The sequence below is a fragment of the Streptomyces sp. NPDC031418 genome (assembly GCF_055581605.1).
In genome coordinates this window covers 176336-195129 of sequence record NZ_JBVIJC010000008.1, presented here as the reverse complement: position 1 = coordinate 195129, position 18794 = coordinate 176336, and the positions used below count along the sequence as shown (strand labels likewise).

Sequence of the window (18794 nt, the reverse complement as noted above, 5' to 3'; positions counted from 1 at the left end):
GCAGGCGGGCAGCCGTCCCGTCCTGCGGGACGACCGCCCACGGGGGTACGGCGGTGTGGGACCCTGTAGTGCATGAACGAGCAGCCCTCGCCCGCCGCCGCCCCGGCCGACCAGTACGTCCTCACCCTCTCCTGCCCGGACAAGCAGGGCATCGTGCACGCGGTGTCCAGCTATCTGTTCATGACGGGCTGCAACATCGAGGACAGCCAGCAGTTCGGCGACCACGACACGGGTCTGTTCTTCATGCGGGTGCACTTCTCGGCGGACGCGCCGGTGACGGTGGAGAAGCTGCGGGCGAGCTTCGCCGCGATCGGTGACTCCTTCCACATGGACTGGCAGATCAACCGGGCCGACGAGAAGATGCGCATCGTCCTGATGGTCAGCAAGTTCGGCCACTGTCTGAACGACCTGCTCTTCCGGGCGCGGATCGGCGCCCTGCCGGTGGAGATCGCGGCCGTGGTCTCCAACCACACCGACTTCGCCGAGCTGGTGGGCTCGTACAACATCCCCTTCCACCACATCCCGGTGACGCGGGAGAACAAGCCGGAGGCCGAGGCCAGGCTGCTGGAGCTGGTGCGCGAGGAGAACGTCGAGCTGGTCGTCCTCGCCCGCTATATGCAGGTCCTCTCGGACGACCTGTGCAAGCAGCTGAGCGGCCGGATCATCAACATCCACCACTCCTTCCTGCCGAGCTTCAAGGGCGCCAAGCCGTACCACCAGGCGCACGCCCGGGGCGTGAAGCTGATCGGCGCGACCGCTCACTACGTCACCGCCGACCTGGACGAGGGCCCGATCATCGAGCAGGAGGTCGAGCGGGTCGGCCATGACGTCACCCCCGACCAGCTGGTCGCGATCGGCCGTGACGTGGAGTGCCAGGCGCTGGCGCGCGCGGTGAAGTGGCACGCGGAGCGCCGCATCCTCCTCAACGGCCGCCGGACGGTGGTCTTCGCCTAGGCATCGCGCCGGCGGGCGAACTTTTCGATCGCCGCCGGGGTGACGGGGGTGAAGAAGTTGACGAGGTTGCCGTCGGGGTCGCGGAACAGCAGCGACCGGTTGCCCCAGGGCATCGTGGTGGGCTCGGTGACGACATCGGTGACGAAGCCGGTCAGGTTCCGGTGCACACGGTCCACGTCGTCCACGAGGAACTCGGTGATCACGCTGTGGTTGGCCGCCGGGCGGGCGGAGCCCGGGGCGAACAGCGGGACCGTGCGGGTGCCGGCGATCGCGAGGGTGGCACCCGTGGTCCTGAGTTCGGCGAAGTCCTCGGTGGCCCACGTCGCCCGCGCCCCGGTGGCTCGCTCGTAGAACTCCACGAGGCGTGCGACGTCGCTGGTGATGATGCGGATCGAGACGAAGTCCATGGGTATCTCCTTGGCTGTGCCGACGGCGTGCAGTTGCAAGCAAGCTAGGAGACATAGAGGACAGATTCGGTCCTGTTTACGGCCTGCCGGGCGGGCTGGTCACATCCGGCTCAGTGAGGCCGTCGCGAAGAGGACGTCTCTGATCGCCTCCCGGTCGCCGAGCTGGCCGGCCGCGGCTTCCTCCGGCGGGATGCGGCCCGCGGCCAGGCGGCAGAACTCCACGCCGTCCAGGGCGACATGGGCCACCTCGAACTCCGCGGAGCCCACCGCCGCCGGCGAGTCCAGCGGGATCAGCCACTCGCCGCCCGCCGCGCCCTCGATCTCCAGGCGCAGGCTGCGCCCGGGCGCGCCCGCCGGCACGAGATGGGGGACCGGCCCGGGCGCGGACAGCCCCGCGCGGCGCCGCTCGGCGAGGGCCGCCGGCAGGGTGCGGGCGGCGAGGTCGATCATGGCGCGCAGATGGCGGGGCGCGGGCGGCTCGTAGGGGTAGTCCACCGCCTCCGCGATGTCCTCCGCGTGCACCCAGCACTCGAAGGCGCGGTCCAGCAGCGCGTCGTGCAGCGGGAGTTCGAAGTCGTCGTAGGAGACCGCGAGGCCGCCGGAGTGGCTGCCCGTGAAGGCCACCGTGCGCACCAGGGCGTGGCTCTGCTCCCGCCAGGGCGCCCGCACCGAGCGGCCCGGCGGGAAGTGCGCGGCCCGCCAGTACGCCTCGGTGCGCTCGGCCGGGCCCAGGGGCTTTGTCCCGGCGTCGGCCGGCTCGGCCAGCGGGTCGGCCAGGCCGAGGGCGGCGGCGACCAGTCCGTCGACCGCGAGGAGATGGGCGATGACCCCGGCGACGGTGGTACGACGGCTCGTCGGGCGGTCGGCCTCGAACCAGCGCAGCCGCACCGGGGCGTGCCACTCCGCGTCCCCGATGTCCTGGAGCAGGGCGTCCAGGCGGGCGGTCTCGGCGTCGTACGGCGCCGCCCACCCGGGTACCGAGATGCGCGGCGGGCGGCGCTCCAGGCAGCCCTCCAGGACCCGGGTGCGCAAGGCGGGGTCGAGGTCGAGGCTCTCCGGCTGGTGCAGCAGACCGACCGCCTCGCGCAGCCGCCGGGCCTCGTCGGCGCAAGCGCCACAGTCACCCAGGTGCTCCTCCACGGCCTCGGTCTCCGCCGCCGAGCAGGCGGCCAGCGCCCAGGCGCCGAGCAGCGACTTCAGCACGCCGTGCGGCAGGTCGAGCGGGGCGGGCGCGGGCTCCTGGCCGGCGAGGTCGGGCAGCGGCCGGCCGCCGTCCTCGACGGAGGCCCGGGGCAGCGGTATGCGGGGCGCCCGGTCCGGACCGGGCCCGTCTCCCGGCGGCACCCGGCCCGCGTCTCCGGAAGGCTGCTGCCCCTCCGGATCCTCCGGACCCTCACCGTCGTACGCCCCGAAGCCTTCCGCGCCGCTCATGCCGCACCACCTCCGTGTCCCGGGGGTGTCCCGGTGTCGTGGGCGGTGGACAGGAGTTGCAGGCCGAGGCGGAGCCTGCGGCGGGCCTCGTCCTCGGTGACGCCGAGGTCGGTGGCGGTCTGGCGGTAGTCGCGGCGCTGGAAGTAGGCCCGTTCGAGGGCGGCGCGCAGCGGGGCGGGCATGGAGTGGACGATGTAGTCGGCGCGGGCGGCGACCGAGGCGCGGCGCACCGTGCGCTCCAGCGCCTCGTGGTCCGGCTCCCCGCCCTCCGGCCGCTCCCGCTCCTGCCGGTCCCGCAGGCGTTGCACGGCGAGCCGGTGGGTCACGGCGGCCATCCAGGTGCGCATCGGGCCCTGTCGGGGGTCGTAGGTCTCGGGGTGTTCCCAGGCGTGCGCGAAGACCTCGCGGGTGACCGCGTCGGCCGCGGACTCGTCGGCGAGGACGCGGTGCGCGAGGCCGTGCACGAGCGAGGCGAACCGGTCGTACAGCTCGCCCAGGGCGGCCGCCTCGCCGCGGGCCAGCCGCTGCTGCATCTTGCGGTCCCAGCGGGGCGGTACGTCCTTCCCGGCCATGCGGTCCCTCCCCTCGCCCGTGTCCGGCCCGTCCAGCGTGTCTGCACCGTCATCCCGAATGTAGTCGGCACCTCTGACAGCGCACGCCCCTTTGTGTCCACGCGCGCCCCCGAGGCACCGCAGGTGATAGTGCCCTCTTCACATAACCTTCACACGAGCCGGGTACAACTCCGTTCCAAGTCCGATCGAACAGGATCGATAGTGACCGGAACAAGCCCTTTGATGATCATCCGTGGTTTGCCAGTGGAAGTTTCAGGGAACGGCCGCTGGGCAGCCGCGCGGAAAGAAGCGTAGGAACTGCTTCCGGTTCTGGGCGGTTCCGGTGGGTTCCGGCGAGCGGAGGGGCTAGGCCGTGGCATTCAACGTGACCGGCGTCGAAGAGGGCGAGTGGGCCGTGCTCCGGGTGTCCGGGGAGCTGGACCTGATGACCTCGCCGGTATTGCGCCAACGTGTGCACGACGTCGTGGCCGAGGGCCACCACAGTCTCGTCGTCGACCTCTCCGACGTCTTCTTCTGCGACTCCAGCGGCGTCGGCGTGCTGGTCGCCGCCCGCCGCCTCATCCGCTCCTGCCAGGGCCGGCTACGGCTGATCCTGCCCGACCGGGGCGCGGACGACGGCTCACACGTCAACCGGGTCCTCGGCGCACTCGGCGTCCGCCGCCTCTTCGACGTCCGCCCCGACCTCACCTCCGCCACCACGGAAGACGCCGACCCCCTCTCCGCCTGACGCCCCCCCCGACAGCCGCCACCTCCGCGACAAGGTCACACCACGGCCGCGGAATTCCCCCGGTCCCGGCACAACCGCCGGTTTCCCGTCGGTTCACCGCCTGTTTTCCGTCATCCGCGTCGTACGCTCGCCGCCAGGGCATCCGCAGGCTTCACACGTAAGGCGGCCGAACAGGCATGGTCAGCATCGAGTACGAGCGCAGGATCGCCGCCCGGTTCACCACGTTCGACCAGGACGGCAACGGCTGGATCGACCGGCAGGACTTCTGTGCGGCGGCCAAGGCGCTGCTCGCCGAGTTCACCGTGGCCGCCCGTTCCGCCGCGGGGCAGTCGCTGTACGCCGGTGCGGAGGCGTTCTGGCAGGGCATGGCCGGGATCGCCGACCGCGACGGTGACCAGCGCATCACCCGGGAGGAGTTCGTCACCGGCGCGGTCCGCCGGCTGCACGACAGCCCCGAGCGCTTCGCCGAGATCGCCCGCCCTTTTCTGCACGCGGCCCTGGCCGTGGCGGACGGCGACGGGGACGGCCGGGTGACGGTCGCCGACACCGTGCGCGCGCTGCGGGTGTTCGGGGTGCCGGAGGAGACCGCCCGGACGGCCGCCGCGGCGCTGGACACCGACGGCGACGGCCTGGTGGGCGAGCCGGAGCTGGTCCCGGCCCTGGCCCGGTACTTCAGCGTCCCCGTGTAGCCGCGGCGAACCGCTCTCTGAGCTTGTACTTGAGGACTTTGCGCAGGGTGTCGTTGCGGGGCAGGGCGTCCACCACCTCCAGGCGCTCCGGGAGCTTGTGCACGGCGAGGCCCTTCCCGCGGAGGTAGGAGACGAGTTCGGGGAGGGTCACGGCTGGTGTGCCGGGGCGCTGTTCGAGGACCGCGCAGACCACCTCGCCGCGCTCGGCGTCCGGCAGGCCGATCACGGCGGTGTCGGACACCGAGGGGTGCCCGGCCAGCAGGTCCTCGATCTCCTTCGCCGAGATGTTCTCCCCCTTGCGGATGATCACGTCCTTGGCCCGGCCGGTGAGCACCAGATGCCCCGAGCCGGTGATCCGGCCCAGGTCGCCGGTGCGCAGAAAGCCCTCGGGGTCGAAGGCCGCCGCGGTGTGCGCGGGGTCGAGATAGCCCCGGCAGACGGCCTCGCCGCGCAGTCGTATCTCGCCGTCGACGATCCGGATCTCCATGCCCGCCGGTGGGCGGCCCTCGGTCGTGGCCAGGTTCTCCGGGGTGTCCTCCGGGTCCCCCATGGTGATCATCGGGGCCTCGGTCATGCCGTACCCGTGAGTGAGCCGGACGCCCATCTCGCGGACCACCGCGTGGTACAGCTCCGGCGGCTTGGGGGCGCCGCCGCCCGCCAGCAGGCGGAGCGTCGGGATCAGCCGCTCGCCGGGCCGCCTGCGCTGCTCGGCCAGGAACAGCGAGTAGAACGCCGTGGAGCCGCCCGCCACCGTCACCCCGTGCCGCCGGTACTCCGCCAGCACCCCGGGCAGCGCGAAGTGCTCGAACAGCACCGCAGGGAAGCCGTACAGCAGCAGCATCACCAGGTAGTCCGGGCCGCCTATGTGGGCGTACGGGAAGGCCATGGAGCCGACGTCGTCGGGGGAAAGGCGCAGCGCGTGGGCCAGGCAGGAGCCGCCCGCGATCAGGGAGCGGTCGGTGTGCAGGACGCCCTTGGGCTCGGAGGTGGTGCCCGAGGTCCAGTAGATCCAGCGCACCGGGGTGCCGTCGCCGGGCGGGGCGGGCAGCGCCGAGGGGTCGCCGTCCGGAAGGGTGTCGTACGCCTCGAAGATCCCGCGCGCGCCGACCCGGCGGGCCGTCTCCGTGTGGTCGTGGCCGCGCCAGACACCCGGTACGGCGAAGAAGCGGGCCTTCGACTCCCGGAGCGCGAAGCCGACCTCGCGGTCGCGGTAGAAGGGGATCAGCGGGGACTGGACGGCGCCCAGGCGGGCCAGCGCGAGGGAGAGGACGACCGTCTCGATCCGGGTGGGCAGCTGCCAGGCGACGACGGTGCCGGGACGTACGCCCATGCCGTACAGGCCCGCCGCGGCGCGCTCGGAGCGAGCCCGCAGCCCCTCGAAGGTGAGGACCCGGTCCCGCTGGAGCAGCACCGGGCGGTCGGGGGTGAGCCGGGCGCGGCGCTCCACCAGCTGCCACAGCGTCGGTGCGGAACTCAGCGAGTGCGGGGTCTCGTTCACGGCGGCTGCCCCCTGCTTGGCTGACGACTCGTCAGCTGACATGCTATCTGACGGACCATCAGATGACGCCGGTCCGGCGCCCGGTCCGGTGGAGGGGAGAGGCCATGACCAGCGAACTGCCCCGCATCATCAGCGTCGACGACCATGTGATCGAGCCCGCGCACCTCTTCGAGACCTGGCTGCCGGCCCGGTACCGGGACCGCGGTCCGCAGCCGCTCACCGCCGGGATCGGCCGGCTCGCCTACGTCGGCGGCAGCTACCAGATCACCATGGACCCGGACGGGCCGCCGACGGACTGGTGGATCTACGAGGACCTGAAGTTCCCGTACAAGCGCAACATCGCCGCCGTCGGCTTCGACCGGGACGAGATGACCCTGGAGGGGATCACCCGGGAGCAGATGCGGCGCGGCTGCTGGGACCCCGTGGCCCGGCTCGCGGACATGGACCTCAACCATGTGGAGGCCTCGCTCTGCTTCCCCACCTTCCCCCGCTTCTGCGGGCAGACCTTCGCCGAGGCGCACGACAAGGAGGTCGCCCTCGCCTGCGTACGGGCCTACAACGACTGGATGGTGGAGGAGTGGTGCGGGGACAGCGGGGGGCGGCTGATCCCGCTGTGCCTGGTCCCGCTGTGGGACGTGGAGCTGGCCGTCGCCGAGATCCGGCGCAACGCCGGGCGCGGGGTGCGGGCCGTCACCTTCTCCGAGATCCCCACCCACCTCGGGCTGCCCTCCATCCACTCCGGCTACTGGGACCCGTTCTTCGCGGTGTGCCAGGAGACCGGGACGGTCGTCAACATGCACATCGGCAGCAGCTCGCAGATGCCCGCCGCCTCGCCGGACGCCCCGCCCGCCGTCCAGGCCTCGCTCAGCTTCAACAACGCGATGGCCTCGATGATGGACTACCTGTTCAGCGGGGTGCTGGTGCGGTTCCCGCGGCTCCGACTCGCCTACTCCGAGGGGCAGATGGGCTGGATCCCGTACGCCCTGGAGCGGGCGGACGACGTCTGGGCGGAGCACCGCGCCTGGGGCGGGGTGCGGGACCTGGTCCCCGAGCCGCCCTCGACGTACTACTACCGGCAGATCTTCTGCTGCTTCTTCCGCGACCGGCACGGCGTCGCCTCGCTGGACGCCGTCGGCCGGGACAACGCCACCTTCGAGACCGACTACCCGCACGTCGACTCGACGTTCCCGCACACCAAGGAGGTCGCCCTCGAGCATGTGAAGGGCCTGGACGAGGAGACCGTGTACAAGCTGATGCGGGGCAACGCCATCCGCATGCTGGGCCTGGACCTCGACCGGTGACGGACCTGTCGTACACGCCCGAGGAGGAGGAGTTCCGGGCCCGGCTGCGGGAGTGGCTCGGCGCGGTGCTGCCCACCCTCCCGGCCCGGCCCTCCCCGGACGACTGGCCCGGCCGCCGCGCCTACGACCTCGGCTGGCAGCGGATGCTGTACGACGCCGGGTACGCCGGCGTGCACTGGGACGCCTCCCCGACCACCCGGCTGATCTTCCTGGAGGAGACGGAGAGGGCGGGCGCGCCCTATGTGGGGGCCAACTTCGTGGGGCTGCTGCACGCCGGGCCGACGATCGCCGCCGAGGGCACGCCGGAGCAGCGGGCGCGCTGGCTGCCGCCGATCCTGCGCGGCGAGCAGGTGTGGTGCCAGGGCTTCAGCGAACCGGAGGCCGGTTCCGACCTGGCCGCGCTGCGCACGCGCGCGTGGCGCGACGGCGACGACTATGTGGTGAGCGGGTCCAAGATCTGGACCTCGCACGCCGAGGTCGCCGACTGGTGCGAACTCCTCGTCCGCACCGACCCGGACGCGCCGAGGCACCGGGGCATCACCTGGCTCGCGCTGCCGATGGACGCCGCCGGGATCACCGTACGGCCGCTGCGCACCCTCGCCGGGTCGGCGGAGTTCGCCGAGGTGTTCCTGGACGAGGTGCGGGTGCCGGCCGCCAACCGGGTCGGCGCCGAGCACGACGGCTGGCGCGTGACCATGGTGACCCTCTCCTTCGAGCGGGGCACGGCGTTCGTCGGCGAGGTCGTCGCCTGCCGCCGGGAGCTGCGCCGGCTCGCCGCCACGGCCCGGGAGAACGGCCGCTGGGACGACCCCGCGCTGCGCCGCCGGCTCGGCCGGCTGGAGGCGGAGTTCCGGGCGCTGTGGCGGCTGACCCAGTGGAACGTGAGCGAGGCGGAGGCGCGCGGCGGAGTGCCCGGGACCGGGGGCTCGGTCTTCAAACTCCGCTACTCGCACGCCCGCCAGGAGCTGTACGACACCGCAGCCGACGTCCTCGGCCCCGACTCCCTCGACCTGGAGCACCCCTGGGTCCTCGACCGCCTGTCCTCCCTCTCCTACACCATCGCCGCCGGCACCTCCCAGATCCAGCGGAACATCGTGGCCGAGCGCATCCTGGGCCTGCCGAAGGGGAGATGAGGGGGTCGCTGGGGGCGGGGTGACGGGTGGTTGTCGGAGAGGAGAGGGAGTGTGCGGTTTCAACTGAGTAGCGAGCAACGGGCGTTGCAGGAGTGGGTGCGGGGGCTGATGGGGCGGTGGTTCGGGCGGGAGGCGCTGCGGGCGGCCGTGGCGGTGCCGGGACGGCTCGACCGGGGGCTGTGGCGGGCGCTCGGGGAGGCGGGATTCTTCGCGCTGCGGGTGCCCGAGGCGGCGGGCGGTGCGGGGCTCGGGCTGCCGGAGGCGGTGCTGGCCTGCGAGGAGGCGGGGCGGGCCCTGCTGCCCGGGCCGCTCGTCGCCACGCAGCTCGCCGCCGGGCGGGTGCCGGGCGCGGCCACCGGGGAGACGGTCGTGGCCGCCGTACAGGGGCGGCTGGTGGAGTGGCTGGACGCGGCGGACGCGGTGGAGGGGGAGGTGTCCGGGGCGGTGCCCCTGCGGTCCGTGGACCCGCTCACCCCGCTGCACCGGCTGCCCGCGGCGGACGCCGGCCCGGCGCCCGAGGCCTCGCTGCTCACCGCCGCGGAACAGCTGGGCACCGCGGCCCGGGTGGGCGAGCTGGCCGTGCAACACGCCCGGACGCGGGTGCAGTTCGGACAGCCCATCGGCGCCTTCCAGGCGGTCAAACACCTGTGCGCGGAGATGCTGGTGCGCACCGAGACCGCCCGCGCCGCCGTCTACGCGGCCGCCGTCACCGCCGACCCCGCCGACATCGCCGCCGCCCGGCTGCTCGCCGACGAGGCCGCCGTGCGCGGCGCCCGGGACTGCCTCCAGGTGCACGGCGGCATGGGGTTCACCTGGGAGGCGGACGTGCATCTGTACCTGAAGCGGGCATGGGTGCGGTCCCAGCGTGGCGGTGGGGCCACGGAGAGTGAGGAGCTGCTCGCCGAGGGGCTGGTGAGCTGATCGGGCGGTACCCCGCTGGGCTGCACCGACGGCCAAGCTTTGGCCCAAGATGTCGCGGATCGTGGCGCTCCGGAATCACTCAGCGTCGATACCGGGTTGTGTCCTGCGCGGGGCTCGTCACGGCCCGGAGTCGACGGTCCGCTCCGGTACCTTGTGTGGGATGCGAGTGGCTGCGAGCACGGGCCGGGTCGACGGCGTCCCAGGGGCGCTGCCGGGTCGCGCGGTGCGCGCCGCTGCTCACGAGGCGGTCGGAACCCCCGTCCCCGCCTGTTCGACTCCCCGGCACGAGCGTCGCACAGTATGCCTCACGCGTACTCCTTCGCGCGGGAATATGCCCGAAGCGCTTGTTGGGGTGACTGTACGTCAACCATGCTGTCTCGTAAGGGAATCACGTTCCGTGACCCTTGCTCTGGCCGTTGTTCTGGCCATGCAGAAAATGGCTACGATCGTGGCCCTCGTCGTGATCGTCGTCGCGGTCCGTGCCGTGGCGTCCGGATGGCGTGGGGTCATGAGTCCGCCGGTTCGGATGGTGTGAGCGGTGCAGGTGCTTCAAGTGCAGCTGGAGATCCGGCCCGACCCCGCGGAGGTGGGGCGGGCCAGGAGATGGGCCCGCTCGCGGCTCGCCGGGTCCGGGATAGCGGCCGACGAGCCGTTGGCCGAGACGCTGATCCTGCTCGTCTCCGAGCTGGTGACCAACGCCGTGGTGCACACCGGCCGTCCGGCCGTGCTGCGGCTGTGTCTGCCGGCTCCGGCGGCCGCGGACGACGCGTCGGTCACGGTCCGGGTGGAGGTGGCCGACGCCAGCTCCCGCGCGCCCGTGCCGCGCTGCGCGGACGGTGACGCCACCGGCGGCCGGGGCCTGGCGCTCGTGGACTGTCTCGCCGACCGCTGGGGCTGGAGCCCGGAGTCGGAGGGCAAGAACATCTGGTGCGAGCTGGACCGCTGTGCCGAGTCCGCACAGAGCGCGGCGACGGCCTGCGGGGGTGCACTGTCCGCGTACGAGCAGCTGGCCTTCGAGGTGGTCTGAGGGCCGCCTCCCGGCCGACGGCGGGTGAGGCTCCTCAGAGGACGGCCACCGGCGCCACCGGTGTTCCCGTCGCGCCCGCGAACGGCTCCGGCGTCGCCGCGAGCAGGAACGCGTAGCGCCCGGCCTCTCCACAGGCTGTGGACAACTCTTCGAGATTCCAGTTCTGGCCCTGGACCATCCCCATCTCCACCAGGTCCAGCGCGTGCACCGGCAGCCACAGATCCTCGATCTCCGGCGGAAATATCTCGAACGTGAGCGTGTCGTTCGCCACGGCGGCCACATCGCGCGCGTGGAACCACTCCGGCGCCCGGATCGACAGCCCCGGCGACGGATAGCCGTAACCGTGCCGGTCCCCGGCGAGGTACACCTGCATCTGTCCGGTGCGGACCAGCACGATGTCCCCGGACCGCACCCGCACCCGGCCGAACTCCTCCGCCGCCGCCAGATCCTCCGGCGTGACCGCGTGCCCGCCCGCGAGCCGGTCCACGCCCCGCGCGCGTGCCACGTCCAGCAGCACCCCGCGCGAGACGATGTGCCGCGCCTTGTCGATCCCGCCGAACTCCGCCCCGCCGTGCGCGGTGACGCTGGCCGCGGGGCGCCCGTTGTAGAGCCGGCCCGAGTGCGAGACATGGCTGAGCGCGTCCCAGTGGGTGCCGGACTGGAGCCCCATGGTCACCGTGTCGTCGCTGCACGCCACCGTGCCCGGCCCGAACAGCTCCTGGTTGATCTGCACCATCGCGTGCAGCGGATTGACCCGGCCCGGGATCACCCCGGTCTGCACCCCGTCCTGCCGGAGCGGGAGGGCCAGCGGGACCCGGCGGCCGGTGCGGACCTCGGCGGCGGCGGCGCGTACGACCTCGTCCGTGATCAGGTTGAGCGTGCCGATCTCGTCGTCGGCGCCCCAGCGCCCCCAGTTGTTCACCCGCTCGGCGATGTCGTGGAACTCCTTCGGCAGTGCCATCCGGTGCCTCCCCGGGGCTTGTGTCCGCGCGTCCGACGGGCCATAAAATCTAACGGACCGTCAGAAACTGCGGGAAGGGGCCGGGCGTGGGGAACTTCTTGGCCGGAAAGGTCGTCGCCGTGACCGGCGCCGGGCGCGGGATCGGACGGGCGGTCGCGCGGGCCGCCGCCGCCGAGGGGGCGAAGGTCGTCGTCAACGACTACGGCGTCTCCGTCGACGGTGCCTCGCCCACCAGCGAGGTCGCCGAGGCCGTCGTCAAGGAGATCGAGGCGGCGGGCGGACAGGCGGTGGCGGTCGCCGACGACATCTCCACCATGGCGGGCGGACAGCGGGTGGTGGACACCGCGCTCGCCGCGTACGGCCGGCTCGACGGGGCGGTGTGCGTGGCCGGGATCCTGCGGGAGCGGATGCTGTTCAACATGACCGAGGAGGAGTGGGACCCCGTCGTCGCCACCCACCTCAAGGGCACCTTCACCGTCTTCCGGGCGGCCTCGGCGGTGATGCGCACCCAGCGGTCGGGCACGCTCATCGGGTTCACCAGCGGCAACCACCAGGGCTCGGTCTCCCAGGCCAACTACAGCGCGGCGAAGGGCGGGATCATCTCGCTGGTCCGCAGCGCCGCGCTGGGCCTGCACAAGTACGGGGTGACGGCGAACGCGGTGGCGCCGGTGGCGCGGACCCGGATGTCCGCGAACGTGCCGATGGAACTGGCGGAGATCGGGGAGCCGGAGGACGTGGCCGCGCTGGTGGTGTACCTGCTGTCCGAGCGGGCTGCCGCGCAGGGCGTCACCGGGCAGGTGTACACGGTCGCCGGGCCCAGGATCGCGGTGTGGGCGCAGCCGAGGGAAATCCGCTCGGTGTACGGGGAGGCGGCGTGGACGCCGGAGCGGATCGCGGAGGTGCTGCCGGGGGCGGTGGGGGTGGATCCGATGCCGATGCTGTCCCAGCTGGGGGCGATGGAAGAGGCTGCCCGTGGCGGGGGCCGGCCTAACGCCTAGTAGCTCGGGGCGCGTTGTGGTGTGGCGGCTGCGGGTGCGTTGTGGCTTGTCGCGCAGTTCCCCGCGCCCCTTGCGGGGCCGCCGTAGCTGCGGGCAGTCGTGCCGCTGGGGCGGCACGGGTGGGCGCAGCGGCACCTTGCCAGCGCCAGTAAGCGATCCAACCCCCCCCCCGCCCAGCCCTGGTGCCGGGCGCTCGACGCAAGGCGGCTGAGATGGACTTCGGGTTCAGTGAGGAAGACCGGGTGTTTCGGCGGGAGGCGCGGGAGTGGCTTGCGGCTCAGGGCGGGGCCTGTGCGGATCGCCGTACCTGGGAACGCACTCTCGGCAAGGCCGGGTGGATCGGGCTCGGGTGGGGTGAGGAGGGGTACGGCAACCGCAGCGCGACCCTCACCCAGCAGGTCGCGTGGGCCGAGGAGTACGCCCGGTCCGCGGCGCCGCCCCGCTCCGGGCACATCGGCGAGAACCTGCTCGCCCCCACCCTCCTCGCCCACGGCGACGACGAGCAGAAGGCCCGCTTCCTGCCCGCCGTCGCGGCCGGCGAGGAGCTGTGGTGCCAGGGCTACAGCGAGCCGGACGCGGGCTCCGACCTCGCCGGGGTGCGCACGGCGGCGGTGCGCGAGGGGCCGTACTACCGGGTGACCGGGCAGAAGATCTGGACGTCGCTCGCCCACGAGGCCGACTGGTGCTTCGTGCTGGCCCGTACCGACCCGGGCTCCCGCCGCCACCACGGGCTGAGCTTCCTGCTCGTGCCCATGGACCAGCCCGGGCGCGTCGAGGTGCGGCCGATCCGGCAGATGACCGGGACCAGCGAGTTCAACGAGGTCTTCTTCGACGGCGCACGCGCACGCGCGGCGCACCGCGTCGGCGCGGAGGGCGAGGGCTGGCGGGTGGCGATGAGCCTGCTCGGCTTCGAGCGGGGCGTGTCGACGCTCGCCCAGCAGATCGGGTTCGCCGCGGAGCTGGCCGAGGTGGTCCGGGTGGCCCGGGAGACCGGCGCCGTCCACGACCCCGTGCTGCGCGAGCGGCTGGTACGGCAGTGGGCCGAGCTGCGGGTGCTGCGCTGGAACGCCCTGCGCACCCTGGGCGGTTCGGCCGACCCGGGCGCGCCCAGCGTGGCCAAGCTGCTGTGGGCCGGCTGGCACCAGCGGCTGGGCGAGCTGGCCGTGCAGGTCAGGGGTGCGGCGGCCACCGTGGGGCCGGCGGACTGGTCGCCCTCGGCGCCGTACCGCATCGACGCGGCCCAGCACCTGTTCCTCTTCTCCCGGGCCGACACCCTGTACGGCGGCACGGACCAGATCCAGCGCGGAATCGTCGCCGAGCGGGTGCTCGGTCTGCCCAGGGAGCCGAAGGGGGCCGGGTGATGCGGGGTGTGGTGTTCGACGGCGAACGGGTCCGGGTGGTGGACGATCTCGCCGTACGGGAACCGGGGCCGGGGGAGGTGCTGGTCGACATCGCGGCGGCCGGGCTGTGCCACAGCGATCTGTCGGTGGTGGACGGCACCATCCCGTTCCCCGTGCCGGTGGTCCTGGGCCATGAGGGCGCCGGGGTGGTGGCGGCGGTCGGCGCGGGCGTCACCCATGTCGCGCCCGGCGACCATGTGGCGCTGTCCACGCTCGCCAACTGCGGCACCTGCCCGGAGTGCGACCGGGGGCGGCCGACGATGTGCCGGCAGGCGATCGGGCGTCCGGCGCGGCCGTTCACCCGGGGCGGGGCGGGGGCGGTGTACCAGTTCGCCGCCAACTCGGCCTTCGCCGAGCGTACGGTCGTCAGGGCGGTGCAGGCCGTGCGGATCCCCGACGACATCCCCTTCCCGTCCGCCGCGCTGATCGGGTGCGGGGTGCTGACGGGTGTGGGGGCGGTGCTCAACCGGGCCCGGGTGGGGCTCGGGGAGAGCGTCGTCGTCATCGGCACGGGCGGGATCGGGCTGAACGTGCTCCAGGGGGCCCGGCTCGCGGGGGCGGGCCGGATCGTGGCCGTGGACACCAACCCGGACAAGGAGGCGGTGGCCCGGCGGTTCGGCGCCACGGACTTCCGTACCTCGGCCGGACAGGTGCGGGAGCTGCTGCCCGCCGGCGCGGACCACGTCTTCGAGTGCGTGGGGCGGGTGGAGCTGATCCGGGCGGCGATCGACCTGCTCGACCGGCACGGCCAGGCCGTCCTGCTCGGCGTGCCCCCGGCCGGTGCCGAGGCCTCCTTCCTGGTCTCCTCGCTCTATCTGGACAAGTCCGTCCTCGGCTGCCGCTACGGCTCCTCGCGCCCGCAGCGGGACATCGCCCGGTACGCCGAGCTGTATCGGCAGGGCCGGCTGCTGCTCGACGAGCTGGTGACGGCCGTCCACCCGGTGGAGGACTTCGAGAAGGCACGGGCGGACGCGGAGGCGGGACGGGTGGCGCGGGCGGTGCTCACGTTCTGACGCCGCTCCGGAACGTCCTGCGGTAGGCGGTCGGGGTCACCCCGAGCGCCTGCTGGAGGTGCTGCCGCATCGACTGGGCGGTGCCGAAACCGGCCTCCCGGGCCACCTGGTCGATGGACAGGCCGGTGGACTCCAGCAGGTGCCGGGCCCGTTCCACGCGCTGCTGGGCGAGCCACTGGCCGGGGCTGATGCCGACCTCCTCGCGGAAGCGGCGGGTGAAGGTGCGCACCGACATGGCCTGCTGCTCGGCCATGTCCCGCAGCTGGATCGGCTCGTGCAGACGGCCCAGCGCCCAGGCGCGGGCGGCGGTCGTGGTCGCCAACTGGGGGTCGGGGACCGGCCGTTCGATGTACTGGGCCTGCCCGCCGTCGCGGTGCGGCGGTACGACCGTGCGCCGGGCCACGTCGTTGGCGACGGCCGTGCCGAAGTCGCTGCGGACCATGTGCAGGCACAGGTCGATCCCGGCGGCCACCCCGGCCGAGGTCAGCACGTCCCCGTCGTCGATGAACAGCACCTCGGGGTCCACCCTGACCCGCGGGAACATCCGCTGGAAGCGCTCGGCGTCGGCCCAGTGCGTGGTCGCCGGGCGGCCGTCGAGGAAGCCGGCGGCGGCGAGGACGTAGGCGCCGGTGCAGATGGAGGCCAGCCGGGTGCCGGGGCGGACCCGGGCGAGCGCGGCGGCCAGTTCCGCGGTGAGCCGGCCCTCCTCGTAGACGGGGCCCATCTCGTACGAGGCCGGGACGATCACCGTGTCGGCCGCCGCCAGGGCCTCGGGGCCGTGGGCGACGTGGATGGCGAAGTCGGCGTCCGTCTCGACCGGGCCGGGAGGCCGGACCGAGCAGGTCACGACCTCGTACAGGTGCCGCTTCCGGGCGTCCCGGGGGCGGCCGAAGATGCGGTGCGGGATGCCGAGTTCGAAGGGGAGCAGGCCGTCCAGGGCGAGGACGGCGACCCGGTGCGGACGGAAGGCGCCGGGGGCGGCGACGGCCCGCCGGTCGTCCGCATCGGCCATATCAGCCATGACTCGGTGGGTCGTATCGGCCATGACCCGGTCGCCTGCTTCCGCCCTGGCCCAGTCGGCTGGTCCTGCCATGGCCCGATCGCCTGCTTCCATCATGGCCCGATCCTAGCGAACGCTGTCCCTCGGGCCACTCGATGGAAGGGAACCGGCCGGGGAAGATCGGTGACGTGACCCAGACAAGTCCAGCCGCAGCCCCCGTCCAGGCCCCGCCCGCCCGGCGCCGCCGAGTGCACCGGGCGTGGTTCGTCGCCGCCGTCACCTTCGTCACGATCATCGGCGCGGCCGCCTTCCGCTCCCTGCCCGGTCTGCTCATCGACCCCCTGCACCAGGAGTTCGGCTGGTCGCGCGGCACGATCGGCGCGGCCGTCTCCCTCAACCTCGCGCTGTACGGCCTCACCGCGCCGTTCGCCGCCGCCCTCATGGACCGCTTCGGCATCCGCCGGGTGGTCGCCGTCGCGCTCACCGTGATCGCGCTCGGCTCCGGGCTGACCGTGTGGATGACGGCGGCCTGGCAACTGTGGCTCTGCTGGGGACTCCTGGTGGGCCTCGGCTCCGGCTCGATGGCCCTCGCGTTCGCCGCGACGGTCACCAACCGCTGGTTCGCCGAGCGGCGCGGCCTGGTCAGCGGCATCCTCACCGCCGCCTCCGCCTCCGGCCAGCTGATCTTCCTGCCGCTGCTGTCCTGGATCGTGGAGCACCACGACTGGCGGCCCGCCGCCGTGACGGTCGCCCTGGCCGCGCTCGCCGTCGTGCCCTTCGTCTGGCTCCTGCTCCGCGACCACCCGGCCGACGTCGGCGAAAAGCCGTACGGCGCCCAGGAGTTCATACCCAAGCCGCCCCCGGTCACCGGTGCCGCCCGGCGCACCCTCTCGGTCCTGTCCGGCGCCGTCCGGACGGGCACCTTCTGGCTGCTCGCCGGCACCTTCGCGATCTGCGGTGCCTCCACCAACGGCCTGGTGCAGACCCACTTCGTGCCCGCCGAGCACGACCACGGCATGCCGGTGACCACGGCGGCCTCGCTGCTCGCGGTCGTCGGCGTGTTCGACGTCGTCGGCACGGTCGCCTCCGGCTGGTTCACGGACCGCTTCGAACCGCGCCGGCTGCTCGCCGTCTACTACGCCCTGCGCGGCCTCTCCCTGCTCTTCCTGCCCATGCTGCTGGGCCCGTCCGTCCACCCGCCGATGATCTTCTTCATCGTCTTCTACGGCCTCGACTGGGTGGCCACCGTCCCGCCGACCCTGGCGCTCTGCCGCGAGCAGTTCGGCGAGGACAGCGCCATCGTCTTCGGCTGGGTCCTCGCCTCCCACCAGGTCGGCGCGGCCCTCGTCGCCTACCTCGGCGGCGTCGCCCGCGACGTCTTCGGCTCCTACGACGTGGTGTGGTACGCGGCCGGCACGCTGTGCGCGGCGGCGGCGCTGATGGCGCTGGTGATCCGCCGCGCCCCGGCCCCGCAGCCACTGCCGGCCGTATCCTGAACCCACCCGTACGAAAGGTGAGTTGATGACATCCGGAATGCCCCTCCCACTGGTCCCCGGCCTGGTCCTGGGCGACGCCCTGCGCGCGCCTGCCCACGACCGACCGCGACCCCGAGGAGCATTCCGTGTCCGCCACACCCACGGTCCGCTGGACCGAGGAGGCCACACCCCTTTCCGCCCGCTGGCACTCTGAGAGCCGGCTTCCGCACCCCCGCCGCCTGGTCGTCGCCGACGACCGCATCCGCGCCGCGACCGCCCACCGCCTCGTCTGCGAGGGCACCGCGCTGCTGTGGCGGGGCGACTACCAGGGCGCCCGCCAGCTGCTGCGCGCGCTGGAGCGCCGTATCGACCGCAAGGCACCGGGGCCGGCGGCCGCCCCGGCCGAGGCCTTCCACCTCCAGCGCCGCTTCCGCGCCCACCGGGCCCGCACCCTGGGCCGGCTGCTGGTCCTGCTGGAGGCGGACCACAGCCTCGCCCTGCGCCGCGCCCCCGACACCCGGCGCGCCTGCGCCGACGCCTACGGACCGCCGACCGGACCCACCCTGGTCCCGCTCCGCGAACTCCTCGGCGTCCTCGGCGCCCGGCAGTGGCGCGAGCGGGGTGTCGAGGTGCCCGCCCTGGGCGCCCGCATCCACCCGCACTACGGCGTCTTCGCCCCGGTCCGCGGTGAGTACGTCGACCTCGTCGCCGAGGCACCGCTGCCGCCCGGCGCCCTGGCCCCGGGTGGCGGCACCGCCTTCGACCTGGGCACCGGCACCGGTGTGCTGGCCGCCGTCCTGGCCCGGCGCGGGGTGCCCCGGCTGACCGCGACCGACATCGGCCCCCGGGCCCGCGCCTGCGCCCGCGCCAACCTGGAGCGGCTGGGGCTGTCCGGGCGGGTCACGGTCACCGGCCCCGAGCTGTATCCGCCGGGCCGGGCCGACCTGATCGTCTCCAACCCGCCCTGGCTCCCGGCGCGCCCCACCTCCACCCTGGAACAGGGGGTGTACGACCCCGGCGGCACCATGCTGCACGCCTTCCTCTCCGGCGCCCGCGCCCACCTGACACCGGGCGGCGAAGCCTGGCTGATCCTCTCCGACCTGGCCGAACACCTCGGCCTGCGCACCCGCACCGAGCTGCTCGAAGCGATCACCGCCGCAGGCCTCCACATCCTGGCCCACACCACCACCCACCCCACCCACCCCCGAGCAACCGACCCCACCGCCCCGCTGCACCAAGCCCGCGCGGCGGAAAGGACCTCGCTGTGGCGGCTGGGGGCGGCATGAG

General features: G+C 73.4%; 18 protein-coding genes. 12 read left to right on the top strand and 6 right to left on the bottom strand.

Going from position 1 to position 18794, the window contains the following annotated elements; genetic code table 11:
* Positions 1-72: 72 nt before the first annotated feature.
* Entirely contained in the window at positions 73-954 is an 882-nt protein-coding gene (purU, locus tag ACZ5CZ_RS13660) for a formyltetrahydrofolate deformylase (protein ID WP_385842016.1), read from the top strand.
* On the opposite strand, the gene ACZ5CZ_RS13655 is transcribed toward purU, so the two are convergent.
* From ACZ5CZ_RS13655 to ACZ5CZ_RS13645, 3 genes are all read right to left on the bottom strand, one after another.
* Positions 951-1361 carry a VOC family protein gene (locus tag ACZ5CZ_RS13655; protein WP_385842015.1) on the bottom strand — a complete coding sequence of 137 codons (411 nt, stop codon included), beginning with the start codon at positions 1359-1361 and terminating at the stop codon, positions 951-953. The genes purU and ACZ5CZ_RS13655 overlap by 4 nt on opposite strands.
* 99 nt (positions 1362-1460) lie before the next feature.
* Positions 1461-2792: a maleylpyruvate isomerase mycothiol-dependent enzyme family protein gene (locus ACZ5CZ_RS13650; RefSeq protein ID WP_468942413.1), complete on the bottom strand. Its 1332-nt coding sequence runs from the start codon at positions 2790-2792 to the stop codon at positions 1461-1463.
* Entirely contained in the window at positions 2789-3364 is a 576-nt protein-coding gene (locus ACZ5CZ_RS13645) for a sigma-70 family RNA polymerase sigma factor (RefSeq protein ID WP_468942410.1), read from the bottom strand. Before ACZ5CZ_RS13645 ends, ACZ5CZ_RS13650 begins: the two co-directional genes overlap by 4 nt.
* A 352-nt stretch (positions 3365-3716) precedes the next feature.
* Here ACZ5CZ_RS13645 and ACZ5CZ_RS13640 point away from each other — a divergent pair, with 352 nt between their 5' ends.
* A complete protein-coding gene (locus tag ACZ5CZ_RS13640) occupies positions 3717-4091 on the top strand; it encodes an STAS domain-containing protein (RefSeq protein ID WP_385842011.1) in 375 nt (124 codons plus the stop codon).
* Between the two features lie 176 nt (positions 4092-4267).
* The gene (locus ACZ5CZ_RS13635) at positions 4268-4780 is read left to right on the top strand and encodes an EF-hand domain-containing protein (protein ID WP_385842009.1); all 513 of its coding nucleotides are present in this window, start codon (positions 4268-4270) and stop codon (positions 4778-4780) included.
* Here the strand turns inward: ACZ5CZ_RS13635 and ACZ5CZ_RS13630 are convergent.
* Positions 4764-6278: a class I adenylate-forming enzyme family protein gene (locus ACZ5CZ_RS13630; protein ID WP_468942406.1), complete on the bottom strand. Its 1515-nt coding sequence runs from the start codon at positions 6276-6278 to the stop codon at positions 4764-4766. The genes ACZ5CZ_RS13635 and ACZ5CZ_RS13630 overlap by 17 nt on opposite strands.
* Before the next feature lie 104 nt (positions 6279-6382).
* On the opposite strand from ACZ5CZ_RS13630, the gene ACZ5CZ_RS13625 reads away from it, so the two are divergent.
* The 4 genes from ACZ5CZ_RS13625 (at position 6383) to ACZ5CZ_RS13610 (ending at position 10660) form a co-directional block, all read left to right on the top strand.
* On the top strand, positions 6383-7579 hold the full coding sequence (locus ACZ5CZ_RS13625; RefSeq protein ID WP_385842006.1) for an amidohydrolase family protein: 1197 nt from the start codon (positions 6383-6385) through the stop codon (positions 7577-7579).
* Positions 7576-8712, top strand: coding sequence for an acyl-CoA dehydrogenase (locus ACZ5CZ_RS13620; RefSeq protein WP_468942403.1), 1137 nt, complete (start codon positions 7576-7578; stop codon positions 8710-8712). The genes ACZ5CZ_RS13625 and ACZ5CZ_RS13620 overlap by 4 nt, the downstream gene beginning before the upstream one ends.
* A 51-nt stretch (positions 8713-8763) precedes the next feature.
* Positions 8764-9633, top strand: a complete 870-nt coding sequence (locus tag ACZ5CZ_RS13615) for an acyl-CoA dehydrogenase family protein (RefSeq protein ID WP_468942400.1) — start codon at positions 8764-8766, stop codon at positions 9631-9633.
* Positions 9634-10186: 553 nt separating this feature from the next.
* On the top strand, positions 10187-10660 hold the full coding sequence (locus ACZ5CZ_RS13610) for an ATP-binding protein (RefSeq protein WP_385842208.1): 474 nt from the start codon (positions 10187-10189) through the stop codon (positions 10658-10660).
* 34 nt (positions 10661-10694) lie between these two features.
* Here the strand turns inward: ACZ5CZ_RS13610 and ACZ5CZ_RS13605 are convergent, their stop codons facing one another.
* Entirely contained in the window at positions 10695-11621 is a 927-nt protein-coding gene (locus ACZ5CZ_RS13605) for a cyclase family protein (RefSeq protein ID WP_468942398.1), read from the bottom strand.
* An 86-nt stretch (positions 11622-11707) separates the two neighbouring features.
* Between ACZ5CZ_RS13605 and ACZ5CZ_RS13600 the strand changes: the two genes are divergently transcribed.
* The 3 genes from ACZ5CZ_RS13600 (at position 11708) to ACZ5CZ_RS13590 (ending at position 15032) form a co-directional block, all read left to right on the top strand.
* Positions 11708-12619 carry an SDR family NAD(P)-dependent oxidoreductase gene (locus ACZ5CZ_RS13600; protein WP_468942395.1) on the top strand — a complete coding sequence of 304 codons (912 nt, stop codon included), beginning with the start codon at positions 11708-11710 and terminating at the stop codon, positions 12617-12619.
* Between the two features lie 212 nt (positions 12620-12831).
* Entirely contained in the window at positions 12832-13980 is a 1149-nt protein-coding gene (locus ACZ5CZ_RS13595) for an acyl-CoA dehydrogenase family protein (protein WP_468942394.1), read from the top strand.
* The gene (locus ACZ5CZ_RS13590) at positions 13980-15032 is read left to right on the top strand and encodes an alcohol dehydrogenase catalytic domain-containing protein (protein WP_385841999.1); all 1053 of its coding nucleotides are present in this window, start codon (positions 13980-13982) and stop codon (positions 15030-15032) included. Before ACZ5CZ_RS13595 ends, ACZ5CZ_RS13590 begins: the two co-directional genes overlap by 1 nt.
* Here the strand turns inward: ACZ5CZ_RS13590 and ACZ5CZ_RS13585 are convergent.
* Entirely contained in the window at positions 15022-16053 is a 1032-nt protein-coding gene (locus ACZ5CZ_RS13585; RefSeq protein ID WP_468942390.1) for a GlxA family transcriptional regulator, read from the bottom strand. The genes ACZ5CZ_RS13590 and ACZ5CZ_RS13585 overlap by 11 nt on opposite strands.
* 167 nt (positions 16054-16220) lie before the next feature.
* On the opposite strand from ACZ5CZ_RS13585, the gene ACZ5CZ_RS13580 reads away from it, so the two are divergent.
* Entirely contained in the window at positions 16221-17528 is a 1308-nt protein-coding gene (locus ACZ5CZ_RS13580; RefSeq protein WP_468942387.1) for an MFS transporter, read from the top strand.
* 125 nt (positions 17529-17653) lie between these two features.
* Positions 17654-18793 carry a methyltransferase gene (locus ACZ5CZ_RS13575; RefSeq protein ID WP_468942384.1) on the top strand — a complete coding sequence of 380 codons (1140 nt, stop codon included), beginning with the start codon at positions 17654-17656 and terminating at the stop codon, positions 18791-18793.
* Position 18794: the final 1 nt, after the last annotated feature.